Consider the following 17,985-nt stretch of genomic DNA (forward strand, 5'->3'; position numbering starts at 1 on the left):
TCCAGTGAATGTATTAATTATGTAAAAATACCTTATTGGTACTTTTTCCACACACTTTCAAACTGCTCTTCGTTAAAACCAAGTGTTACATTCGTTCCATTTGTTACGATTGGACGTTTAATCAACATGCCATCAGATGCTAAAAGTTCGTACATTTCGTCTTCACTTGCATCCTTTAACTTATCTTTCAGACCAAGTTCGCGGTAACGCATTCCACTTGTATTAAAGAATTTTTTTAATGGTAATTCACTTTTTTCATGTAAATTACGTAAATCTTCTTTTGATGGTGGATTTTCAACAATATGAATCATCTCATATGCTACATCGTTTGCCTCAAACCATTTCTTTGCTTTTTGACATGTGCCACACTTTGGATATGAATAAAATGTTACTGTCATAAATTCACCTACTTTTTTACTAACCTTTACCTTTATCATATAGAAAACGTTTTATTATTTCAAACGATTATTCGCTAAACTTTTACTTATTTCGTGATAAATTTTAATAATCCTGCGAATTTTCCTTATTTTCCCGCCATTTGTTAAGAAAAAAATAAATATATAATTTTTTTAGATTCTTCTCTCATCCCTCGCCGAACATATATTTTAAACAAACGTTTGATTAACTCCCTATTTTTCTTTGTTAGCTCTTGAGCTGCAGCGATTTCTTCCTACCGAACATACATCTTAAACAAACGTTTGATTAATTCCCTATTTTTCTTTGCTAACCCTTGAACTACATCGGTTTCTTCCTACCGAACATACATCTTAAACAAACGTTTGATTAATTCCCTATTTTTCTTTGCTAACCCTTGAACTACATCGGTTTCTTCCTACCGAACATACATCTTAAACAAACATTTATTTTAAAAAAATAAGAAGCCTAATTTACAGGCTCCTTCATCATCTATTCAAATAATCTGCGATGGTTTGAAATACGACAATATACATATTATGAATACTTTCTTCTGTATTTCCGCCATTAGATAAACCGACCGCCCATTGTTGTCCTTCACCACTTCCGATATTTGCAAACCCTTGCGTATACATAGCGTTTACATCTTTTCGTGCACTGTTATACTCTATCCCTTTTGTAATAAAAATCGCATATGATTTATCTTGCAAACCGATAAAAAATACTGGTTTCTTTAGCGATGAAAATACATTTTTATATTGCTCTGTTGAGGCTTCTTGAAAGTGATCTTTCATTATTAAAAAACCATCCACTTCCTTAGATTTCTTTTCCATTTCCTCTAACTTCATTTCCTCAAACTTTATATTCCTAAACGTATCTTTCGGCTTTTCTCCAATAACTCCAATTACGAGTGCTCTTCCGTTATATTCTAATTTCTCTCCTTCTTTATCCTTTGCACACCCAACACTCACTAGGCATATCAATATAAAAAATAAGAAATACGATAAACGCTTCATATAGCACCCTCCCCTTCTTTTAAGTCAAGTGACAAAAACGTAAGGTGAATTCAAGAAAATGTAAGTAAAATCGATAGCTCAAATGACGTTTCTATATTATAATCAATTGAATTTACTTACATTACTAAACATAGGAGATTATCATGAAGAAATTTAAACTTTCATCTTTTCTTCCGTTAAGTTATATACTTCTACTCGTACTCGTAAGTCCCCTTTACGATGTATTAAATAAATCTACTGTACACGCAGTAGATGTCACAACTGTAGTAGATGATTGGATTCCATTTGTGAAAGCATTTATTGTTCCTTATTTACTTTGGTTTCCTTACTTATACGGCGCACTTATTTATTATTGCTTTGCGGATCGAAAACAATATTATGTCACTTTAAGTAGTATAATTTTTGGAAAACTTGCTTGTTTTTCTATTTATTATTTTTGGCAGACAACTGTACCACGTCCAACAGTCGTTGGATCAGACGTATTTTCCGAACTAGTCCGCTATATTTATAGTATCGATCAACCGGTAAACTGTTTCCCTAGCATTCACGTTCTTACTACATTTGTCATTATGCTAGCTGCCTTTAAACGTAGAGAACAACATGCTTTTGAATATTACATTCTTACCTTCTTCGGTACGCTTATTATTTTATCAACGCTATTTACGAAGCAACATGCTTTTGTAGACGCCATTTCTGGAATGACGCTTGCAAGCATACTTTACTTCGGCGTTCAGCTTTTATTAGCAAAAGAAACTGTACGTGTTCCAGTAAAACAAAATCACAAAATGTAAAAAGCAGACTGTGGCTCCCAGTCTGCTTTTCTCTATATAAAAGGAGATTTTCAATTTAAGATTGCGGTACAGTCATATCACCAGAGTGAATACGACCTGCTTTTTTAAGAGCAATGTAAAGTATATAAGAAACAGCTACTGGAATGATGATATAAGTGATTACCATCGCTGGGACAACTTCCCATCCTTCGCTAGAAATTAAATTAATTGGTGCGATAAGAGAACTTAATCCAAGACCTGCAATTTCTTTTCCTGCTTCTAGTTGGAAAATTAATGCAGATACTGGACCAACTATAGCACTGGCGACGACAGTTGGGACGAGAATCATTGGATTTTTAGTGATATTTGGCAACTGTACTTTCGGAGTACAAAGCGCTTGAGCTAATATGCCGCCTAAATTATTTTCTTTCGCTGAGATTACAGAGAATCCGATAAACTGAGCAACGCAGCCTGCAAGAGCAGCACCACCTGCAACACCGTCTAAGCTAAGTGCGATCGCTAACGCAGCTGATGAAGCTGGAGAGATAAGTAATAGTCCCCAAACGACTGCAATAACAATAGAAGCGATGAACGGGCTACCAGCTGAGCTATCTTTAATAAACGCTCCAACTGTATTTAACACAGGAGTAATATTATGAGATAACCAAATACCAACTAAACCAGAACCTAATATTGCTGCAAATGGAACGAGCATCATATCTAACGCAGTTTTTCCACTTAAACGTTTACCAATATATACAGCTAAAGTCGCTGTTAATAATGCACCGATTGGCTCACCTGTTTTAATAATTAGACCTGCTGCAGTAATTAAAATGGATCCAGCACCAATCGCTCCAGCTACCATAGCCGAGAAGATTACAAGACCATTTGCACCGAGCATAAAGGCAATTCCGGCACCAATGGCTGGTGCCATAAGTGATTTTGCAACAACTCCGATTGTAATAAGCAACGGAATATCAACAATTCTTCCTATATTTTCGATTAGTAAACCAATTCCGAGGGATACGAAAATACCTTGTGCAATTCCAGCTGATGCTTTAAATACACGAGACATTATATATTCCTTCATTTGTTTCACCTTCTCCTATAAGTTAGTAACCAATTGTTTTCATATAATCACGTAAAATATCGTTTGATTTTGCGAATCGAGATTCTTCATCCTCTGTTAAATTTAGCTCTACAATTTCTCTTATACCGTCTCTAGTAATAATAGCTGGTACTCCTGTACAAATATCATATTCACCGTACTCACCATCTAAAATAGCTGATACAGCAATTACACGGTGATCATCGTTAAAGATTGAACTCGCAATATACGCTAAAGAGTTTCCGATTCCGTAATAAGTAGTACCTTTTCGTTTATAAATTTCCCATCCAGCTTTTGCAGTCTTCTCAACAATTTCATCTAAATCTATTTCACCAAATTGGTCTTTTTTCTCTTCTAAAATTTGTAGAATTGGTTTTCCTCCAACAGATACATGTGACCAAGCAACCATTTGAGAATCGCCATGTTCTCCTAATGAATACCCATGAATGCTACGAGGATCTACATGTAACATTTCAGATAAAATTGTTCTTAAGCGAGAAGAATCTAATGATGTACCTGTACCGATTACGCGATTTCTAGGTAATCCAGATAATTTCCACACTTCATATGTAATAATATCAACTGGGTTCGATGCGATTAAGAAAATACCATCAAATCCACTTTCCATTACGCCACCAACAACACTTTCCATAATCTTTGCACTCGCTCCTAAAGTGTCTAAGCGACTTTGTCCAGGTTTTGGTGCTGGTCCTGCTGTAATAATAACGATGTCCATATCTTTGCAGTCTTCATAGCTTCCTGCATATACTTTTGTTCGTGTATTTGTAAAGTTAATGCAGTGTGATAAATCCATCGCTTCCCCAACTGCACGTTCATGATTTATATCAATTAATAATAGTTCTTCACAAATGCCTTGATTGACAATGGAATATGCACAACTTGAACCAACTAATCCAGTACCGATAATTGCAATTTTTCTTGTATTTCGTTTCATGGCAATCTCTCCTAATTGATCATATAATCTATTTCTTTTGTTCTTTACACTCCTAATTATAGAGATTCCCACGATAGAAACCATGGATACTTTGTGAAATATTGAGCAAACCTTTGTCCTTTTTGTGAATTGTTATATTACATCTTCGTCATATTTGTTACAACTGGAAAAATATTTATTATATATTTATTGACATGCCCAAAACAAAAAAAAACGAGCGACTTCATTCGCTCGTTTTTTCATCCCATTATTCCGCACTTAATTGGCCTTTTAATTGCTGTACAATCATTGGGTTTGCAGGTGCTGCTGGCTTGTAATAACTCTTTTGCTTTGCGTATTCATACATATTACGTTGACGCATCTCATCTTGATTACGAATTTGAATTAATGTTTGGTGTAACTGTTCATTATCAGACTGAGCAATATAATTTGCATAACTTGTTAAACTTGCATTTAACCCTGCTAAATAATCATTTACCATATCTTTTTCATTCATTTTCCGCTTCCTCCTATCCTAGGAAAGTCATTAATTGCTGTTTCGTATTTCGTGCATCTTGCGCATCCTTTTGTAACATTTGTTTCAGTTGTGGATCTGTACACGTCTGTGCATACTGCTCCAACTTGTTAATAATTGTTGCATGTCCACCAATTAAATGGCGTAAGTTTTCTACTTCAAGCTCTGTTAAATTTTGCATATAACATACCCGCCTTTCTTTGTTCATTCATCATTAGTATTTGGTTCTTTTTGGATTGTATTCATCAACTTTTCCCACATATAAACAAAATAAAAGATGAATAGCTAGGCCATTCATCTTTTATGCTAAATATTTTATAAAGAAACAATCATACTTATACTCACAAGTAGGTTCCATACAATATGTAAAATGATGCTAGGTACAATAGATTGTGTTTTCTTATATAACATAGCAAATACAATCCCCATAATCATTGCCGTAACCGGAAAACCACCATGAAGAATCCCAAAGATGAAGGAAGAAATAATGATACCAACTAGAAAACTATATTTCTTTTCAAAAAATCGATACAAAATACCTCTATATAAAATTTCTTCTTTAATTGGTGTAATTATAGCAACACTTAACACATATATAATACTTTGTAGACTATTTTGAAGTCCTAAGCTCCCTAATTGATCTCGTTGCTGCTCTGCACTTTCAAAGCTAAACAACTCTAACATTACATACTGAGTTAATGCAATGATGATAAAACCTATTAATAAATACAAGTAGGTTTTTCCATTTTTTAAAACAGATACATCCCATATGTTCTTAATAAAATGAAGCATTGGTTTATAAGCAAATAAAACAATAGTAACAACAGCTGCATCAAATAGAAGTAAATAATATCCCTCTAAATTAGCAAGTAATACCTCTTCTCCAAAAATTCCAAGGGCTAAAGCAAGGAATAATCCGCCTAAGAGTGAGAACCCTAGAATGCTTGCAATCGTTACAACTAGATTTTTATATGTTATGTTATCTACTTCTCTTTCTGCATTATACGCATCTAATACTGTTTTTCTCATACTATTCCTCCATTTGTTTTCATTGCCTTATAAAAACCCATTAATACAAATATATAGATAATATAACATTTTTTTCAAAAGAATAATATGCAATTTTACATATCATGAAAGCTTTGTATTATATAGTTTTTGGAATTAGATTACTATAGAATAATTATTAGATGAAATTTCAAAAATTTCTTATCTATCCACCATAACCCTCGCATCATATAAAACTTATTAATTAAAGGAGAAATAAACATGAAAACACATGACTTCCTTACAGAAATCCAGAAGGGCTCTGAGCCTAGTCCCTATCAAGATCCTATTGCATTTATTTTCATTTGCCTTTCCTTAGCCATATACACATTTTTCAAACCTGCAAAATAATATCATTTAACAAAAAAAGAGCCTCTAAACCATTAGAGACTCTTTTCCCGTTAATATCTTCTTTTCAAAACTACAATAGTTAAAGCATACGAACAAAGTACTCCAGCTAATAAAAATGCATTTGCTAATTTATACTGTTCGCCTGTCAATGAATATTGATTCCCGATTAAAAAGATAACTAAATATAGAAATAAAAATACAAATAATGAAATTTTAGCTGCATTCCCTGTAATATGCTCGCCTCTTTCATCTTCCCCTTCATTCTTCTGAAAACGTGTTGAATATAAAACACCTATTAGTCCTGCTACTGAGATTATGATCCCTATTACAATACTCATTCCGTTTCCCCCTCTATCTTATATTGAAAAACTTCATGAAACTCCTTACCTAAAATATGCGCAATTTCAAAAGCTAAAATTAAAGATGGATTGTAACGATTCGCTTCAATTGAGGCAATCGTTTGTCTACTTACCCCAGCTTTGTTCGCTAAATCTGTTTGTGACCAGCGTTTTTCTGCTCTAAGTACAACGAGATTATTTTGTAAATTCCCACTCTGTTTCATAACCTCTCCTTATTTTACATTATTTTCTATATTTTCATTGTAATTTATTTTTAACATCATGTAAACTATTTTTAACACAAATAAAGTTAAACTTTAATCCTCCCACCTACCGTCCTTTTGAAATCATATGCACTAAAAAACCTTAGAAGCGATTCTAAGGTTTCGAGTTGTCTCGCTTCCTATTCACTTTAGCATTACATGTAACCCTTTAATAAACGTTTCCAATAATACATGTAAACTTGTATCTAAATCTAATGGCAAACCAAATCCGCCCTGCTGTTCAATCGACGCAAATCCATGACAAATACTTCTGAATCCACGTGTCGCATGAAGTGCATTCTCTCCTTCTAAGCCGTATTGCTGTAAAACCTGCAGACAAAGCTTTACAATCCCGTCACCAGCTTTTCTTACTTCTTCATCTCGTAAAAAAGTTGCTTCATATAGTCCAGGATGTTTGCGGACAAATGCTACATACGCTTCTCCTAAAGCATGAACTGCTTCATCCATCCGTTTACCCTCGGCCGCTTCTTCCAGTCTGTTATGCAGCTGTTTGATTCCGTAAATGCCAAGATTTTTCCGTACATCTTGTAAACCTTTTACATGATTGTATAGCGAGGGTGAACGTACCCCTAATGTTTGCGCTAATGAAGCTAACGTTACTTCTTGTATTCCATTTGTATCTGCAATTTCTGCCGCTGTTTCTACAATTTTCGGTAATGTAAGTCCGATTCTCGGTGACATCAATTAACCCTCTTTCCTACTTTCCATATTCCGCTTAGCTTCCTTAATAGCAAGCTCTATGATAGCACCTGGATCTTTTATCATTTTCCCATGTCCTGCCGCAAGTAAGGAAGGCTCATATTTGCTTAGCTTCTCTGCACTTTGTAACGATATTTCTTTGCTCCACGTTGCCATTGCAGGAAACGGAAACCAAAATTTCATTTGTCCCGAAACAGCCATACCTCCTCTTGTTTGGAAGGCATCCCCGACAATAAGAGCTTTATTTCGTACATCAAGGAACGACATGGAGCCTGGCGTATGTCCCGGTGTCATAATCGCAAGAAGCGATCCAACTCGGTCGCCATCTTCCAATAAAACATCAGGTACCGTTTTTACCTTTTTAGGTACACCGCCTTTTATCGGTATATTCGGTTCATCCTTTTGTAACGTCGTATCTCCTTCTAACAGCTTTGCGTCCCGCTTAGAAATATAGACTGGAACATGAGGAAGTACTTCCTTTAATGCGTCTAATGCACCGATGTGATCATCATGCGCATGTGTTAATACAATCTTAGTAATTGGTTTTCCTATTTTCTCAGCCGCCTGTAAAATACCTTTTGCGCTATATGGCAAAGCTGCATCAATTAAAGTTAAACCATCTTCTTCCTCCACAAAGTAACAATTCACTGGAAACACTCTTGGCAAAAATGACAATTGATATACCGTTTTTTCATGTATCATTCTCATATTTCCATCTCCCTTTTCACAAAAACTAATACCATTAGTTTTATTATACTAATGGTATTAGTTTTGTGTCACTAAAAATTTCATTTTTACAAAAAAAAAGAAAAGTAGCCGTTTATACGACTACTTTTCTTTACAGCTATTAAACTGTGTAACGCTCATCTTCTAAAATTTTCGCAGCGATTTCACGTTTCTTCGGAATTACGTTAAGTGGTGTGTGGCGAGTTAATTTACGTAATGATGATAACATCATGCGCAGCATGTCGCCGTTTTCAACTGCAATAAGTGTTTCTTTCGCATCTGCTTCGATTTCGTTGAATGCTTCTTGGCAGAATACTTCAGTGTATAACACTTTTTGTTTATTCTTTTCAAGACCAGTTGTTTTAATTGCTTTTTCTGTACGAAGAACAGCTGACTCCATTGCGTATAGGTTGCTTACGATGTCAGCGATATTCACAAGAATTTCTTGCTCTTTATCTAATGCTTTACCGTATTTTTGAGCAGCTAATCCAGCTACCATTAAGCCGATTTTCTTCGCGTTAGTTACTAAATATTTTTGAAGTGCTAATGGCTCATCGCCTACTTCTTCTGGCATCATCATCATTAACTCTTCTTGTAATTTTTGTGCTTTTTGAAGAAGTGGTAATTCACCTTTCATCGCTTTACGTAAGAACGTACCTGGTACGATTAGGCGGTTAATTTCGTTCGTTCCTTCGAAAATACGGTTAATACGAGAATCGCGGTACATTCTTTCAATCTCATACTCTGCCATAAATCCGTAACCACCGTGAATTTGAACACCTTCATCAACTGTATAATCTAGTACTTCAGAACCGAATACTTTATTTAAAGAACACTCGATTGCATATTCAGCGATAGAAGCTGCTACTGCTTTACCGTCCTTTACTTCCTCTTCAGATAATGTGCTCATGCGGCTTTCGAATAAACCTACTGTACGGTATACAGAGCTTTCAGCTGCATATGTTTTCGCTGCCATATTCGCAAGTTTCTCTTGAATTAATGGGAAGCGAGCGATTGGTTGTTTGAACTGTTGACGTTGGTTTGCATATTGTGCTGAAATTTCTACTGCACGTTTCGCAGATCCAACTGTACCAACACCTAATTTATAACGGCCGATATTTAAAATGTTGAACGCGATAATATGACCTTTACCGATTTCACCAAGTAAGTTTTCTTTCGGTACTAATGCATCTTCTAAAATTAACGTACGAGTTGAAGAACATTTAATACCCATTTTCTTTTCTTCTGGGCTTGTAGATACGCCAGCATATTCTTTCTCTACGATAAATGCTGAGAAGTGCTCTCCATCAATTTTTGCGTATACGATAAATACGTCAGCGAATGCAGAGTTTGTAATCCATTGTTTTTCACCATTTAATACGTAATGTGTACCTTCTGCATTTAAACGTGCAGTTGTTTTCGCACCTAATGCATCAGACCCTGAACCTGGCTCTGTTAATGCGTATGCCGCTAATTTTTCACCAGTTGCAAGTAATGGTAAATACTTTTTCTTTTGCTCTTCGTTACCGAATAACACGATTGGTAAAGATCCGATACCTACGTGAGCACCGTGAGTAATTGCAAAACCACCAGCGCGCGAGAATTTCTCTGCGATTAACGCTGAACTTACTTTATCAAGGCCAATTCCGCCGTACTCTTCTGGTACGTCAGCGCCTAATAAACCAAGTTCCCCAGCTTCTTTTAAAAGACGAACAGAACGATCAAACTCGTGTTGCTCTAAATATTCAAGCTCTGGAAGAACTTCATTTACGATAAAGTCCTCTGTCGTTTTTGCAATCATTTTATGCTCAGATGAAAAATCCTCTGGCGTAAACACTTGATCAATCGTAATCTCATCAACTAAAAAGCTACCGCCTTTAACCGCATTTCCTACTGTTTTTTCCATGAAAATTTCCTCCTTCATATTTTCATAAGCCGCTTCTCTCTTTTGTGAAAGAAGCTAGCTCTCAATTTTATTTTTTATAAACCTTTGTTGCTTCCATTCTTTTTATATAATCTAGTTCCAGCGGCTAGAACAGTCGGTGGCTTCGCTGCTTCCTGCGAGGCAAAAATCGCCTCTTCGTCTGAAGCCCCATCCCCCTCACATTCTGAACGAGCCGCTTACACTTTTTTATAGTAATTCAAACACTCCCGCTGCTCCCATTCCGCCGCCGATACACATTGTTACGATACCGAATTGCTCATTGCGGCGTTTCATTTCGTGAATAAGAGATAGTGTTAGTTTCGCTCCTGTACAGCCAAGTGGGTGTCCAAGTGCGATTGCACCGCCGTTTACGTTTACTTTTTCTTCATCTAAACCAAGTTCACGAATAACTTGGATCGATTGAGAAGCAAATGCTTCATTTAGTTCGAATAGGCCGATATCAGATAGCTCTAAACCAGCTAATTTTAAAGCCTTTGGAATTGCAGCGATTGGACCGATTCCCATTACTTCTGGTGGTACGCCAGCTACTGCAAATGAACGGAATTTCGCAAGTGGTTTCATGCCATCACTCACTGCTTTTTCACGATCCATTAATAGTACAGATGCTGCACCGTCACTCATTTGTGAAGAGTTACCAGCTGTTACAGAACCGCGAACGTTAAATGCTGGACGTAATTTACCTAAAATATCTAGCGACGTTTCTGCTCTTACACCTTCGTCTTGCGCGAAAATGATTGTTTCTTCTTGCAGTTTATTGTTTGATCCAACAGTACGTAACGTTACATCTACAGATACTGTTTCATCAGCAAAGTTCCCTGCAGCTAATGCTTTCGCAGCACGTTGATGACTTCTTACTGCAAATGCATCTTGTTCTTCACGAGAAATCCCATATTTCACAGCAACTTGCTCTGCTGTATGTCCCATACCCATATAATATTCTGGAGCTGCTTCAACAAGGCGACTATTTGGACGAACAACGTGTCCCATCATCGGAACTAAACTCATTGATTCCGCTCCGCCTGATAATACAGCTTCCGAGTGACCAAGCATAATACGCTCCGCTCCGTAAGCAATACTTTGTAACCCTGAAGAACAGTAACGGTTAATTGTAATAGCTGGAACATCGTAAGAAAGTCCTGCTAGTCCGCCGATATTACGAGCCATATTTAACCCTTGCTCTGCTTCTGGCATTGCACAACCGAAAATTAAATCATCGATTGGTCCTTCATAATTCGCACGCTTTAATGTTTCCTTTACTACTAACGCCCCTAGATCGTCAGGACGAACTGTTTTTAATGAACCCCTCTTTGCCTTTCCAATTGGTGTTCTTGCTCCCGCAACAATGACAGCTTCTCTCATGAACGATATCTCCCCTCGTTATTAGTTACGTAATGGCTTTCCTTTTACAAGCATGTGCTGCATTCTTGCTTGTGATTTCATCTCACTTACTAAGCTAATAAATGCTTCACGTTCTACATCTAATAAATACTGCTCATCAACTTCTGTTCCGTACGGCACTTTTCCGCCCGCGATGACATATGCAAGTTTCTTCGCAATGTGAAGATCATGTTCAGAAATGTAACCTGATAAGTGCATTGCTTCTGCACCAAGTACAAGAGTTGCATATCCTGTTTCACCAACAACTGGTATCTTTTTACGAATCGGCGCTTTATAGCCAGCTTCATATAAAGAAAGTGCTTTTTGTTTCGCATCATATAGTAAGTGATCACCATTCACACTAATACCGTCTTTATCGCCTAAGAAGTTGTTCGATACAGCTTCTTGTGCTGATGTAGAAACTTTCGCCATCGCTACAGATTCGAATACTTTATTCGCAACTTTTTGCAGATCAAACTCTACACCGTTTGGCATTTTATTTAAGTGTTTAATGTATAGCTCTTTATTACCGCCTCCGCCAGGGATTAAGCCAACACCAACTTCTACTAAGCCCATATACGTTTCACTAGAAGCTTGAATGCTCGCTGCTGGTAAGCAAACTTCTGTACCTCCACCAAGCGTCATACCATATGGTGCTGCTACAACTGGCTTAGAAGAGTATTTAATTTTCGTCATTGCATCTTGGAAGTTCTTCACAACCAACTCAATTTCAAAGTAGTTGTCATCTTGCGCTTCCATTAAGATCATTGCTAGGTTCGCACCAACGCAGAAGTTCTTCGATTGGTTACCGATAACAAGACCTTTATAATTCTTTTCTACTTCATCAACAGCGTAGTTAATCATTTGCGTAATATCCATACCGATTGCATTGCTCTTCGAATGGAATTCTAAGCAAAGGATGCCGTCACCTAAATCAATTAAGCTCGCTCCGCTATTTTTCTTTAATACGCCATTTTTCGCTTTTAATTGCTTAAGAGAAATTGCCTTTTTATTACGTTCGATTAGCTTATATTCGCCATTATCGTAATAGTAGCTATCTCCGTTATCATGTTTGTAGAAAGTAGTGAAACCTTTCTCTAACATTTCTTTCACCCAAGTCGGAACAACTGCACCGTTTTCTTCCATCTTTTGAACGGACTTTTCAACGCCAATTGCATCCCAAACTTCAAACGGTCCTTGCTCCCAGCCGAAGCCCCACTTCATCGCTTGGTCAATTGCAACGATATCGTCAGCAATTTCTTTATGAAGTTTTGCAGAGTATAAAAGAGTCGGTGTAATGATGTTCCATAACAACTCTCCTGCGCGGTCTTTCGCGTATACAAGCGCTTTCAATTTATTCGATAAACCTTTTTCTTGTTTACTTAGCTCGATAGATGCAGCTTTTAATTTTTTGCGAGCTTCGTATTCCATCGTTTCAGGATTTAGTTCTAAAATTTCTTTTCCTTGTTTTAAGAAGAAGCCTTGACCTGTTTTACTTCCAAGCCATTTTTTATCAAGCATGTCATGCATGAAAGCTGGTACTTTAAATACATCACGCTCTTCTTCTTGTACGTTTTCATATACGTTATTTGCAACGTGTACGAATGTATCTAAACCGACAACATCTAATGTACGGAACGTTGCACTCTTCGGACGACCAATAAGTGGGCCTGTTACAGAATCAACTTCCCCAATGCTATAGCCGCGTTTTATCATCTCTTGAAGAGTTACTAATAAACCATACGTACCGATGCGGTTTCCAATAAAGTTTGGTGTGTCTTTTGCGATAACAACGCCTTTTCCAAGAACATCTTCGCCAAATAGTTTCATGAAGCTTAATACTTGTGGATCTGTTTCTTTCGTCGGTATTACCTCTAGAAGTTTTAAATATCGTGGTGGGTTAAAAAAGTGTGTGCCTAAGAAGTGCTTCTGGAAGTCGTCTGAACGACCTTCTGCCATTTTTTCTACTGAAATGCCTGACGTATTCGAGCTTACAATAGAACCCGGTTTACGAACAGCATCTACTTTTTCAAATAGTTTCTTTTTAATATCTAAGTTTTCAACTACTACTTCAATAATCCAATCTACATCAGCTAGACGCTCAAGATCATCTTCTAAGTTACCTGCTTCAATCAGTGCTAGATTTCCTTTCACTGTCAGAGGAGCCGGTTTTTGCTTTAATAGTTTTTGCACAGCCGTATTACTAAAACGATTTCTCACACTTTTATGTTCTAATGTAAGTCCCTTCGCTTCCTCTTCTTTTGTTAGCGCAGGTGGTACAATATCAAGCAATAATGTCGGAATACCAATATTAGCTAAGTGTGCCGCAATCCCTGAACCCATTACGCCTGAACCTAGAACAGCAGCCTTTTTAATTTGGAACATCCATTTCTCCCCCTATTCTTGAATGAATGCTCATTCAATTTTTCGACATAAGTCGCAATCAATGAGTGAGCCTCTACTAATAAATATATGATACAGTTTGAATTTTCGCAATATATTTATTGATAAAATTTTCTGAAATAAATATATTTCTTTCATTTGGCTATGCTATACATGTGTATTTTCTTCATTAAAATGCACTTTTCCTTTTTATAATCTGACGAAACTGGAGGAATATATATGGCAAAACTTAAGAAGAACCCTTCAAAGGCTGGAATTAGCGCAGCAAGCGTAACTGGAAATGCAGGTCCTCATAATCACGGTGTGGAAAAGGGCCGTCAAGGTAATAACCAACAATATAAGAAGCATAATATGGGCGAAAAATAACGGTATATTTTTGGGCAGAAAACGTGGCATAATGGGTAATGGCTGCTTTTTCTGCCCAATTTATTTGTACATATGGAAAACAAAAGAGGGAACGATGATGAAACGAACAATAGTTATGATTGTAATGATTGCTACACTATTTACAGGGATGATTTTCTTCTCTTATGCACAAAGGCAACAAGCTGTAAGAGCGGATCAACCTAACATTACTGGGCAATATGGCATTACAATCGATGCAGACACAGGTGAAATTTTGTATGGGAAACGGGAAGACGAACGCTCTTATCCGGCTAGTATAGGGAAAATGATGACTACCTTACTCTTACTAGAGAATGTAAAAGAAAATGAAGAAATTACAGTTACAGAGAACGCAATTAAAACAGAAAGTCAAAGTAAGAAAATTAAACTTCGTGCCGGGGAAAAGTTAAAGCGGGATGAGGCATTAAAGCTTATGCTTATCATTAGTGCAGACCCAATAGCTGAATCCATCGCAGAACATATCGCAGGATCAAAAAATGAATTTGTAAAAATGATGAATGCAAGAGCGAAGGAACTTGGTACAAAGCATGCGACTTTCAAAAACGCAAGTGGTGCTGATGCACTTGGAAATAAAGTATCGCCATATGACATTGCTATGATTACGAAAGAAGCATTAAAGTACCCAGTTGTTTTAGAATATATGAATTCAACACGTACAACTCTACATACTTCAGAACGCTCTCCAAACATCGCAAACTATGGACGAGAAGAACTATATGACGATCCATATGCAATTGGAAGTAAAAGCGGTCTATCAGCACTCGGAAAATATACGGTCGTAACAGTGGATGAAAAAGACGGTAAACGCGTCATTAATGTTGTATTATCTTCTACTCGCACACAACTATATCCTGATACGAAGAAAATGGCACATTACGCATTTCAGCAATTAAAATAACCAAGGAGTATTTTCTCCTTGGTTATTTTTTAACCATGCCTTTTAACACGAACGCAACGTTTGCTGGACGCTCTGCTAAACGACGCATGAAGTAGCCATACCAGTCGTTTCCATAAGGCACATAAACACGCATTTTGTAACCTTCTTTTACTAGCTCAAGTTGACGCTCATTACGAATACCATATAACATCTGGAATTCAAATTGGTCTCTTGGAATATTGTGTTCTTCGGCAAGTTTTTTCGTATATTCAATAATCGCTTCGTCATGTGAAGCAATCGCAGTATAATTTCCATTTAATAAGTGCATTTTAATAATTTTTTTATAGTTATCATCTACATCTTTCTTCTCCGGGAACGCTACCTCTTCAGGTTCTTTATAAGCTCCTTTTACAAGACGTAAATTAGGACTATAAGCATTTAATTCTTCCATATCTTTTTCTGTACGATATAAGTAAGCTTGAATAACTGTACCAATATTATCGTACTCAGATTTTAACTGTTTAAAGATATCAATTGTCTTTCCGCAGCGTGTATAATCTTCCATATCAATGGTAACAAACACACCATTTTCTTTTGCAGCTTCTAAAATACGGCGCATATTGTTCATTACGATTTCATCAGAGATATCTAATCCCATAGAAGTCATCTTTAAAGAAAGCTGCGAATCAAGACCTTCTCTTCCAATTGCACGGATTGCTTCAATCGATTGGTTAGCCATTTCATTTGCTTCCGCTTCATTATCAACGAATTCCCCTAAATAATCGATTGTTACACAAAGTCCTTGCTTGTTCAATTGTTTAATAGCTGCTGTCGCTAATTCAATTGTCTCCCCTGCGACAAAGCGACCTGCACCAAAGCGTAAACCGTACTTTTTAGCCAGTTTTGTTAGCGCTTTATTTTTTGACAAGAAAAGAAACGAATTTCGCATTAATTGTTCCATGTAATTCACCCCTATGACTGTGATTTATCTGTTTTTTACCCCTCTTCAAAATTATATCACTGTTTAAAATTATTGGATACAAATAATTATTTAGATAATTTATAAAATACTATAAAAACATTTAAAACCCTATATTCTCGCTTATAAATATGCAGGAAATATTTTTCGACATTTAGAAAAAACGAGTTTACTAGGCACAAAATAAGCATGTCGAAAATATTCGACATGCTTATAAAACCCTTTATATTCCATGTAAATTATATGAGGATATTAATACAGAAAACTTTATGTAGCATTACCTCAAGCCTTCTCACTGCTCATTTCGCTTCTCTTCATTCAGCTTTTTAATATCTGTAATTAACTGTACCATCTCTTCTTTTGCATCGGGATACGTCTCATTCCAGTGCTTCACTAAAGCTGGCATCGTCTTTGCAATATAAGAATAAAGCGCCCACTTCTGTACCTGTTCTTTTCTCTCTTCATTGCTCTCTCCAAGTAATAGTTCCGTGTATTTTTCTAGTAACCCGTCAAATTGTTCGTTAAACTTTTCACTCATTTTATTTACCTCCTATATGAAAAAAGCAGCGAAAATCGCTGCTTTTCCTTATAATTTTGATCGAACAGAGTTTAATTTCTTTTCCATCGTGCTTACTTTATCACGACGATCATCGATACGAATTGTTGTTGCAACGCGCTGTGCACCTTTCGTATATGGAACTTCATGCATTTGTTGAATTACTTCTAGAATGACAGGAAGATCTCCTTCAATAATTGTATTCATCGGTGTTAATTGATACTTCACGCGATCCGCATTTTTCTCTAGCACCTTTTGTACTTCTGCTACATATTCACTAACACTTGGATTACCAGTTCCTACTGGAATAATCGATACGTCAACAATTGCCATAGTAGTCTTCCTCCTATAATTGCTTCTTATATATCCATTGTCTATTTTACCGAAATACTCATCATTTTACTAGGGTGTGTCTAAAAACTGTTGTTCATTGTGTTAATCGAAAAATGGCAGCGATATACACAAAGGCTAAAAAAGAAGATGCCAGCTTATCATAACGTGTTGCGATTCTACGGAAATGCTTGATTTTATTGAAAAAACACTCCACTAAATGGCGTTCTTTATATAAATACCAATCCACATTCCAAGGAGCTTTCGCATTTGACCTGGGTGGAATGGTATAGGTTGCTTCATGATCGGTAATATAGTTACGAATCGTATGAGAACCATAGGCCTTGTCACCAAGAATATTGCTGCCCTTAATCGGTATTTCATCCAAAAGCTCGCAAACAGGAGTGCTATCAAAAATATTTCCGCCAGTCAAATGAAATAAAATGGGGTTGCCTAAACCATCAACAATTGCATGGATTTTGGTAGTTTTTCCACCGCGACTCATGCCAATATGCTGATGACACTCATGATTTACAGCCTTTTTTTTGCACCAGCACTATGTTGATGCGCTTTGATACTGGTTGAATCTATGCTGAGGTTTTCAAGATCCGGTTCAGCATTTAATTCTTGAAAAATAGTCAGTAAGACACCTTCATCACGCCATTTGCAGAAGCGAGCATACACGGTTTTCCATAATCCGTAATGGTCCGGCAAATCACGCCAGGGAGCGCCGCTCCTAGCTATCCATAAAATAGCATTGAACATTTCACGATTACTCCTTTTAGGCGGACGACCAGTAAAATACGGTGGGAAAAAGTCTTTGATTTGTTCCCATTGTTCATTTGTAAGTTCGTAGCGGCGTGGCGTCATAGAAAATACCCCTCTCTAAAT

General features: G+C 36.7%; 21 protein-coding genes. 3 read left to right on the forward strand and 18 right to left on the reverse strand.

From position 1 onward, the window contains the following. Positions 1-32: 32 nt before the first annotated feature. Together QCI41_RS15605 and QCI41_RS15610 are read right to left on the reverse strand one after the other, a co-directional pair. On the reverse strand, positions 33-398 hold the full coding sequence (locus tag QCI41_RS15605; protein WP_000218969.1) for an arsenate reductase family protein: 366 nt from the start codon (positions 396-398) through the stop codon (positions 33-35). A 504-nt stretch (positions 399-902) separates the two neighbouring features. Continuing rightward, the gene (locus tag QCI41_RS15610; RefSeq protein ID WP_353837146.1) at positions 903-1,430 is read right to left on the reverse strand and encodes a hypothetical protein; all 528 of its coding nucleotides are present in this window, start codon (positions 1,428-1,430) and stop codon (positions 903-905) included. A gap of 143 nt (positions 1,431-1,573) precedes the next feature. Between QCI41_RS15610 and QCI41_RS15615 the strand changes: the two genes are divergently transcribed. Further along, complete coding sequence (locus QCI41_RS15615; RefSeq protein WP_088080798.1) at positions 1,574-2,221, forward strand: phosphatase PAP2 family protein; 648 nt, start codon at positions 1,574-1,576, stop codon at positions 2,219-2,221. A 55-nt stretch (positions 2,222-2,276) separates the two neighbouring features. Here QCI41_RS15615 and QCI41_RS15620 read toward each other — a convergent pair whose 3' ends face one another. The 12 genes from QCI41_RS15620 to QCI41_RS15675 form a co-directional block, all read right to left on the reverse strand. Continuing rightward, complete coding sequence (locus QCI41_RS15620) at positions 2,277-3,290, reverse strand: PTS sugar transporter subunit IIC (RefSeq protein WP_353837145.1); 1,014 nt, start codon at positions 3,288-3,290, stop codon at positions 2,277-2,279. A gap of 22 nt (positions 3,291-3,312) precedes the next feature. Beyond that, complete coding sequence (locus QCI41_RS15625; protein ID WP_033662524.1) at positions 3,313-4,263, reverse strand: L-lactate dehydrogenase; 951 nt, start codon at positions 4,261-4,263, stop codon at positions 3,313-3,315. Positions 4,264-4,510: 247 nt separating this feature from the next. Next, the gene (locus tag QCI41_RS15630) at positions 4,511-4,759 is read right to left on the reverse strand and encodes a spore coat protein (RefSeq protein ID WP_001002985.1); all 249 of its coding nucleotides are present in this window, start codon (positions 4,757-4,759) and stop codon (positions 4,511-4,513) included. A 13-nt stretch (positions 4,760-4,772) separates the two neighbouring features. Beyond that, positions 4,773-4,958 carry a hypothetical protein gene (locus QCI41_RS15635; protein ID WP_001180555.1) on the reverse strand — a complete coding sequence of 62 codons (186 nt, stop codon included), beginning with the start codon at positions 4,956-4,958 and terminating at the stop codon, positions 4,773-4,775. Between the two features lie 134 nt (positions 4,959-5,092). Beyond that, entirely contained in the window at positions 5,093-5,806 is a 714-nt protein-coding gene (locus QCI41_RS15640) for a CPBP family intramembrane glutamic endopeptidase (RefSeq protein WP_353837144.1), read from the reverse strand. A gap of 419 nt (positions 5,807-6,225) precedes the next feature. Beyond that, positions 6,226-6,513 (reverse strand): DUF2178 domain-containing protein, encoded by a 288-nt coding sequence (locus QCI41_RS15645; protein WP_353837143.1) that lies wholly within the window; start codon positions 6,511-6,513, stop codon positions 6,226-6,228. Beyond that, positions 6,510-6,737 carry a helix-turn-helix transcriptional regulator gene (locus QCI41_RS15650; RefSeq protein ID WP_000813830.1) on the reverse strand — a complete coding sequence of 76 codons (228 nt, stop codon included), beginning with the start codon at positions 6,735-6,737 and terminating at the stop codon, positions 6,510-6,512. Before QCI41_RS15650 ends, QCI41_RS15645 begins: the two co-directional genes overlap by 4 nt. Positions 6,738-6,920: 183 nt before the next feature. Further along, positions 6,921-7,478 carry a TetR/AcrR family transcriptional regulator gene (locus QCI41_RS15655; protein ID WP_353837142.1) on the reverse strand — a complete coding sequence of 186 codons (558 nt, stop codon included), beginning with the start codon at positions 7,476-7,478 and terminating at the stop codon, positions 6,921-6,923. Positions 7,479-7,481: 3 nt separating this feature from the next. Next, positions 7,482-8,204: an MBL fold metallo-hydrolase gene (locus QCI41_RS15660; protein ID WP_353837141.1), complete on the reverse strand. Its 723-nt coding sequence runs from the start codon at positions 8,202-8,204 to the stop codon at positions 7,482-7,484. Positions 8,205-8,343: 139 nt separating this feature from the next. Further along, positions 8,344-10,128 carry an acyl-CoA dehydrogenase family protein gene (locus tag QCI41_RS15665; protein WP_000416287.1) on the reverse strand — a complete coding sequence of 595 codons (1,785 nt, stop codon included), beginning with the start codon at positions 10,126-10,128 and terminating at the stop codon, positions 8,344-8,346. Positions 10,129-10,353: 225 nt separating this feature from the next. Continuing rightward, positions 10,354-11,526 (reverse strand): acetyl-CoA C-acetyltransferase, encoded by a 1,173-nt coding sequence (locus QCI41_RS15670; RefSeq protein ID WP_001206339.1) that lies wholly within the window; start codon positions 11,524-11,526, stop codon positions 10,354-10,356. 21 nt (positions 11,527-11,547) lie between these two features. Then, positions 11,548-13,929, reverse strand: a complete 2,382-nt coding sequence (locus QCI41_RS15675) for a 3-hydroxyacyl-CoA dehydrogenase/enoyl-CoA hydratase family protein (protein WP_046960008.1) — start codon at positions 13,927-13,929, stop codon at positions 11,548-11,550. A 237-nt stretch (positions 13,930-14,166) separates the two neighbouring features. On the opposite strand from QCI41_RS15675, the gene QCI41_RS15680 reads away from it, so the two are divergent. Together QCI41_RS15680 and QCI41_RS15685 are read left to right on the forward strand one after the other, a co-directional pair. After that, complete coding sequence (locus QCI41_RS15680; RefSeq protein WP_001096344.1) at positions 14,167-14,313, forward strand: YuzL family protein; 147 nt, start codon at positions 14,167-14,169, stop codon at positions 14,311-14,313. 97 nt (positions 14,314-14,410) lie between these two features. Continuing rightward, entirely contained in the window at positions 14,411-15,250 is an 840-nt protein-coding gene (locus tag QCI41_RS15685; RefSeq protein ID WP_000831460.1) for a D-alanyl-D-alanine carboxypeptidase family protein, read from the forward strand. A 22-nt stretch (positions 15,251-15,272) separates the two neighbouring features. On the opposite strand, the gene QCI41_RS15690 is transcribed toward QCI41_RS15685, so the two are convergent. The 4 genes from QCI41_RS15690 to QCI41_RS15705 form a co-directional block, all read right to left on the reverse strand. Beyond that, a complete protein-coding gene (locus QCI41_RS15690; RefSeq protein WP_046955846.1) occupies positions 15,273-16,190 on the reverse strand; it encodes a proline dehydrogenase family protein in 918 nt (305 codons plus the stop codon). 310 nt (positions 16,191-16,500) lie between these two features. Beyond that, entirely contained in the window at positions 16,501-16,746 is a 246-nt protein-coding gene (locus tag QCI41_RS15695) for a YusU family protein (protein ID WP_001290592.1), read from the reverse strand. A 48-nt stretch (positions 16,747-16,794) separates the two neighbouring features. Continuing rightward, on the reverse strand, positions 16,795-17,097 hold the full coding sequence (locus QCI41_RS15700; protein ID WP_001018860.1) for an MTH1187 family thiamine-binding protein: 303 nt from the start codon (positions 17,095-17,097) through the stop codon (positions 16,795-16,797). 94 nt (positions 17,098-17,191) lie between these two features. Beyond that, a protein-coding gene (locus tag QCI41_RS15705) for an IS5 family transposase (RefSeq protein ID WP_483299041.1) occupies positions 17,192-17,964 on the reverse strand; the annotation gives its coding sequence in 2 pieces (ribosomal slippage) (positions 17,192-17,634 and positions 17,634-17,964; 774 coding nt in all). Positions 17,965-17,985 lie beyond the last annotated feature (21 nt).

This window comes from Bacillus cereus group sp. MG4, from assembly GCF_040460055.1.
Taxonomy (GTDB): Bacteria; Bacillota; Bacilli; order Bacillales; family Bacillaceae_G; genus Bacillus_A; species Bacillus_A wiedmannii.

What these genes read in the sequence shown, in the direction of transcription:
- QCI41_RS15655 (WP_353837142.1), bottom strand. Translation starts at nt 7,478, where the DNA reads ATGTCACCGAGAATCGGACTTACATTACCGAAAATTGTAGAAACAGCG.
- QCI41_RS15680 (WP_001096344.1), top strand. Translation starts at nt 14,167, where the DNA reads ATGGCAAAACTTAAGAAGAACCCTTCAAAGGCTGGAATTAGCGCAGCA.
- QCI41_RS15695 (WP_001290592.1), bottom strand. Translation starts at nt 16,746, where the DNA reads ATGAGTGAAAAGTTTAACGAACAATTTGACGGGTTACTAGAAAAATAC.
- QCI41_RS15640 (WP_353837144.1), bottom strand. Translation starts at nt 5,806, where the DNA reads ATGAGAAAAACAGTATTAGATGCGTATAATGCAGAAAGAGAAGTAGAT.
- QCI41_RS15610 (WP_353837146.1), bottom strand. Translation starts at nt 1,430, where the DNA reads ATGAAGCGTTTATCGTATTTCTTATTTTTTATATTGATATGCCTAGTG.
- QCI41_RS15615 (WP_088080798.1), top strand. Translation starts at nt 1,574, where the DNA reads ATGAAGAAATTTAAACTTTCATCTTTTCTTCCGTTAAGTTATATACTT.
- QCI41_RS15630 (WP_001002985.1), bottom strand. Translation starts at nt 4,759, where the DNA reads ATGAATGAAAAAGATATGGTAAATGATTATTTAGCAGGGTTAAATGCA.
- QCI41_RS15650 (WP_000813830.1), bottom strand. Translation starts at nt 6,737, where the DNA reads ATGAAACAGAGTGGGAATTTACAAAATAATCTCGTTGTACTTAGAGCA.
- QCI41_RS15645 (WP_353837143.1), bottom strand. Translation starts at nt 6,513, where the DNA reads ATGAGTATTGTAATAGGGATCATAATCTCAGTAGCAGGACTAATAGGT.
- QCI41_RS15605 (WP_000218969.1), bottom strand. Translation starts at nt 398, where the DNA reads ATGACAGTAACATTTTATTCATATCCAAAGTGTGGCACATGTCAAAAA.
- QCI41_RS15620 (WP_353837145.1), bottom strand. Translation starts at nt 3,290, where the DNA reads ATGAAGGAATATATAATGTCTCGTGTATTTAAAGCATCAGCTGGAATT.
- QCI41_RS15625 (WP_033662524.1), bottom strand. Translation starts at nt 4,263, where the DNA reads ATGAAACGAAATACAAGAAAAATTGCAATTATCGGTACTGGATTAGTT.
- QCI41_RS15670 (WP_001206339.1), bottom strand. Translation starts at nt 11,526, where the DNA reads ATGAGAGAAGCTGTCATTGTTGCGGGAGCAAGAACACCAATTGGAAAG.
- QCI41_RS15675 (WP_046960008.1), bottom strand. Translation starts at nt 13,929, where the DNA reads ATGTTCCAAATTAAAAAGGCTGCTGTTCTAGGTTCAGGCGTAATGGGT.
- QCI41_RS15635 (WP_001180555.1), bottom strand. Translation starts at nt 4,958, where the DNA reads ATGCAAAATTTAACAGAGCTTGAAGTAGAAAACTTACGCCATTTAATT.
- QCI41_RS15700 (WP_001018860.1), bottom strand. Translation starts at nt 17,097, where the DNA reads ATGGCAATTGTTGACGTATCGATTATTCCAGTAGGAACTGGTAATCCA.
- QCI41_RS15685 (WP_000831460.1), top strand. Translation starts at nt 14,411, where the DNA reads ATGAAACGAACAATAGTTATGATTGTAATGATTGCTACACTATTTACA.
- QCI41_RS15665 (WP_000416287.1), bottom strand. Translation starts at nt 10,128, where the DNA reads ATGGAAAAAACAGTAGGAAATGCGGTTAAAGGCGGTAGCTTTTTAGTT.
- QCI41_RS15690 (WP_046955846.1), bottom strand. Translation starts at nt 16,190, where the DNA reads ATGGAACAATTAATGCGAAATTCGTTTCTTTTCTTGTCAAAAAATAAA.
- QCI41_RS15660 (WP_353837141.1), bottom strand. Translation starts at nt 8,204, where the DNA reads ATGAGAATGATACATGAAAAAACGGTATATCAATTGTCATTTTTGCCA.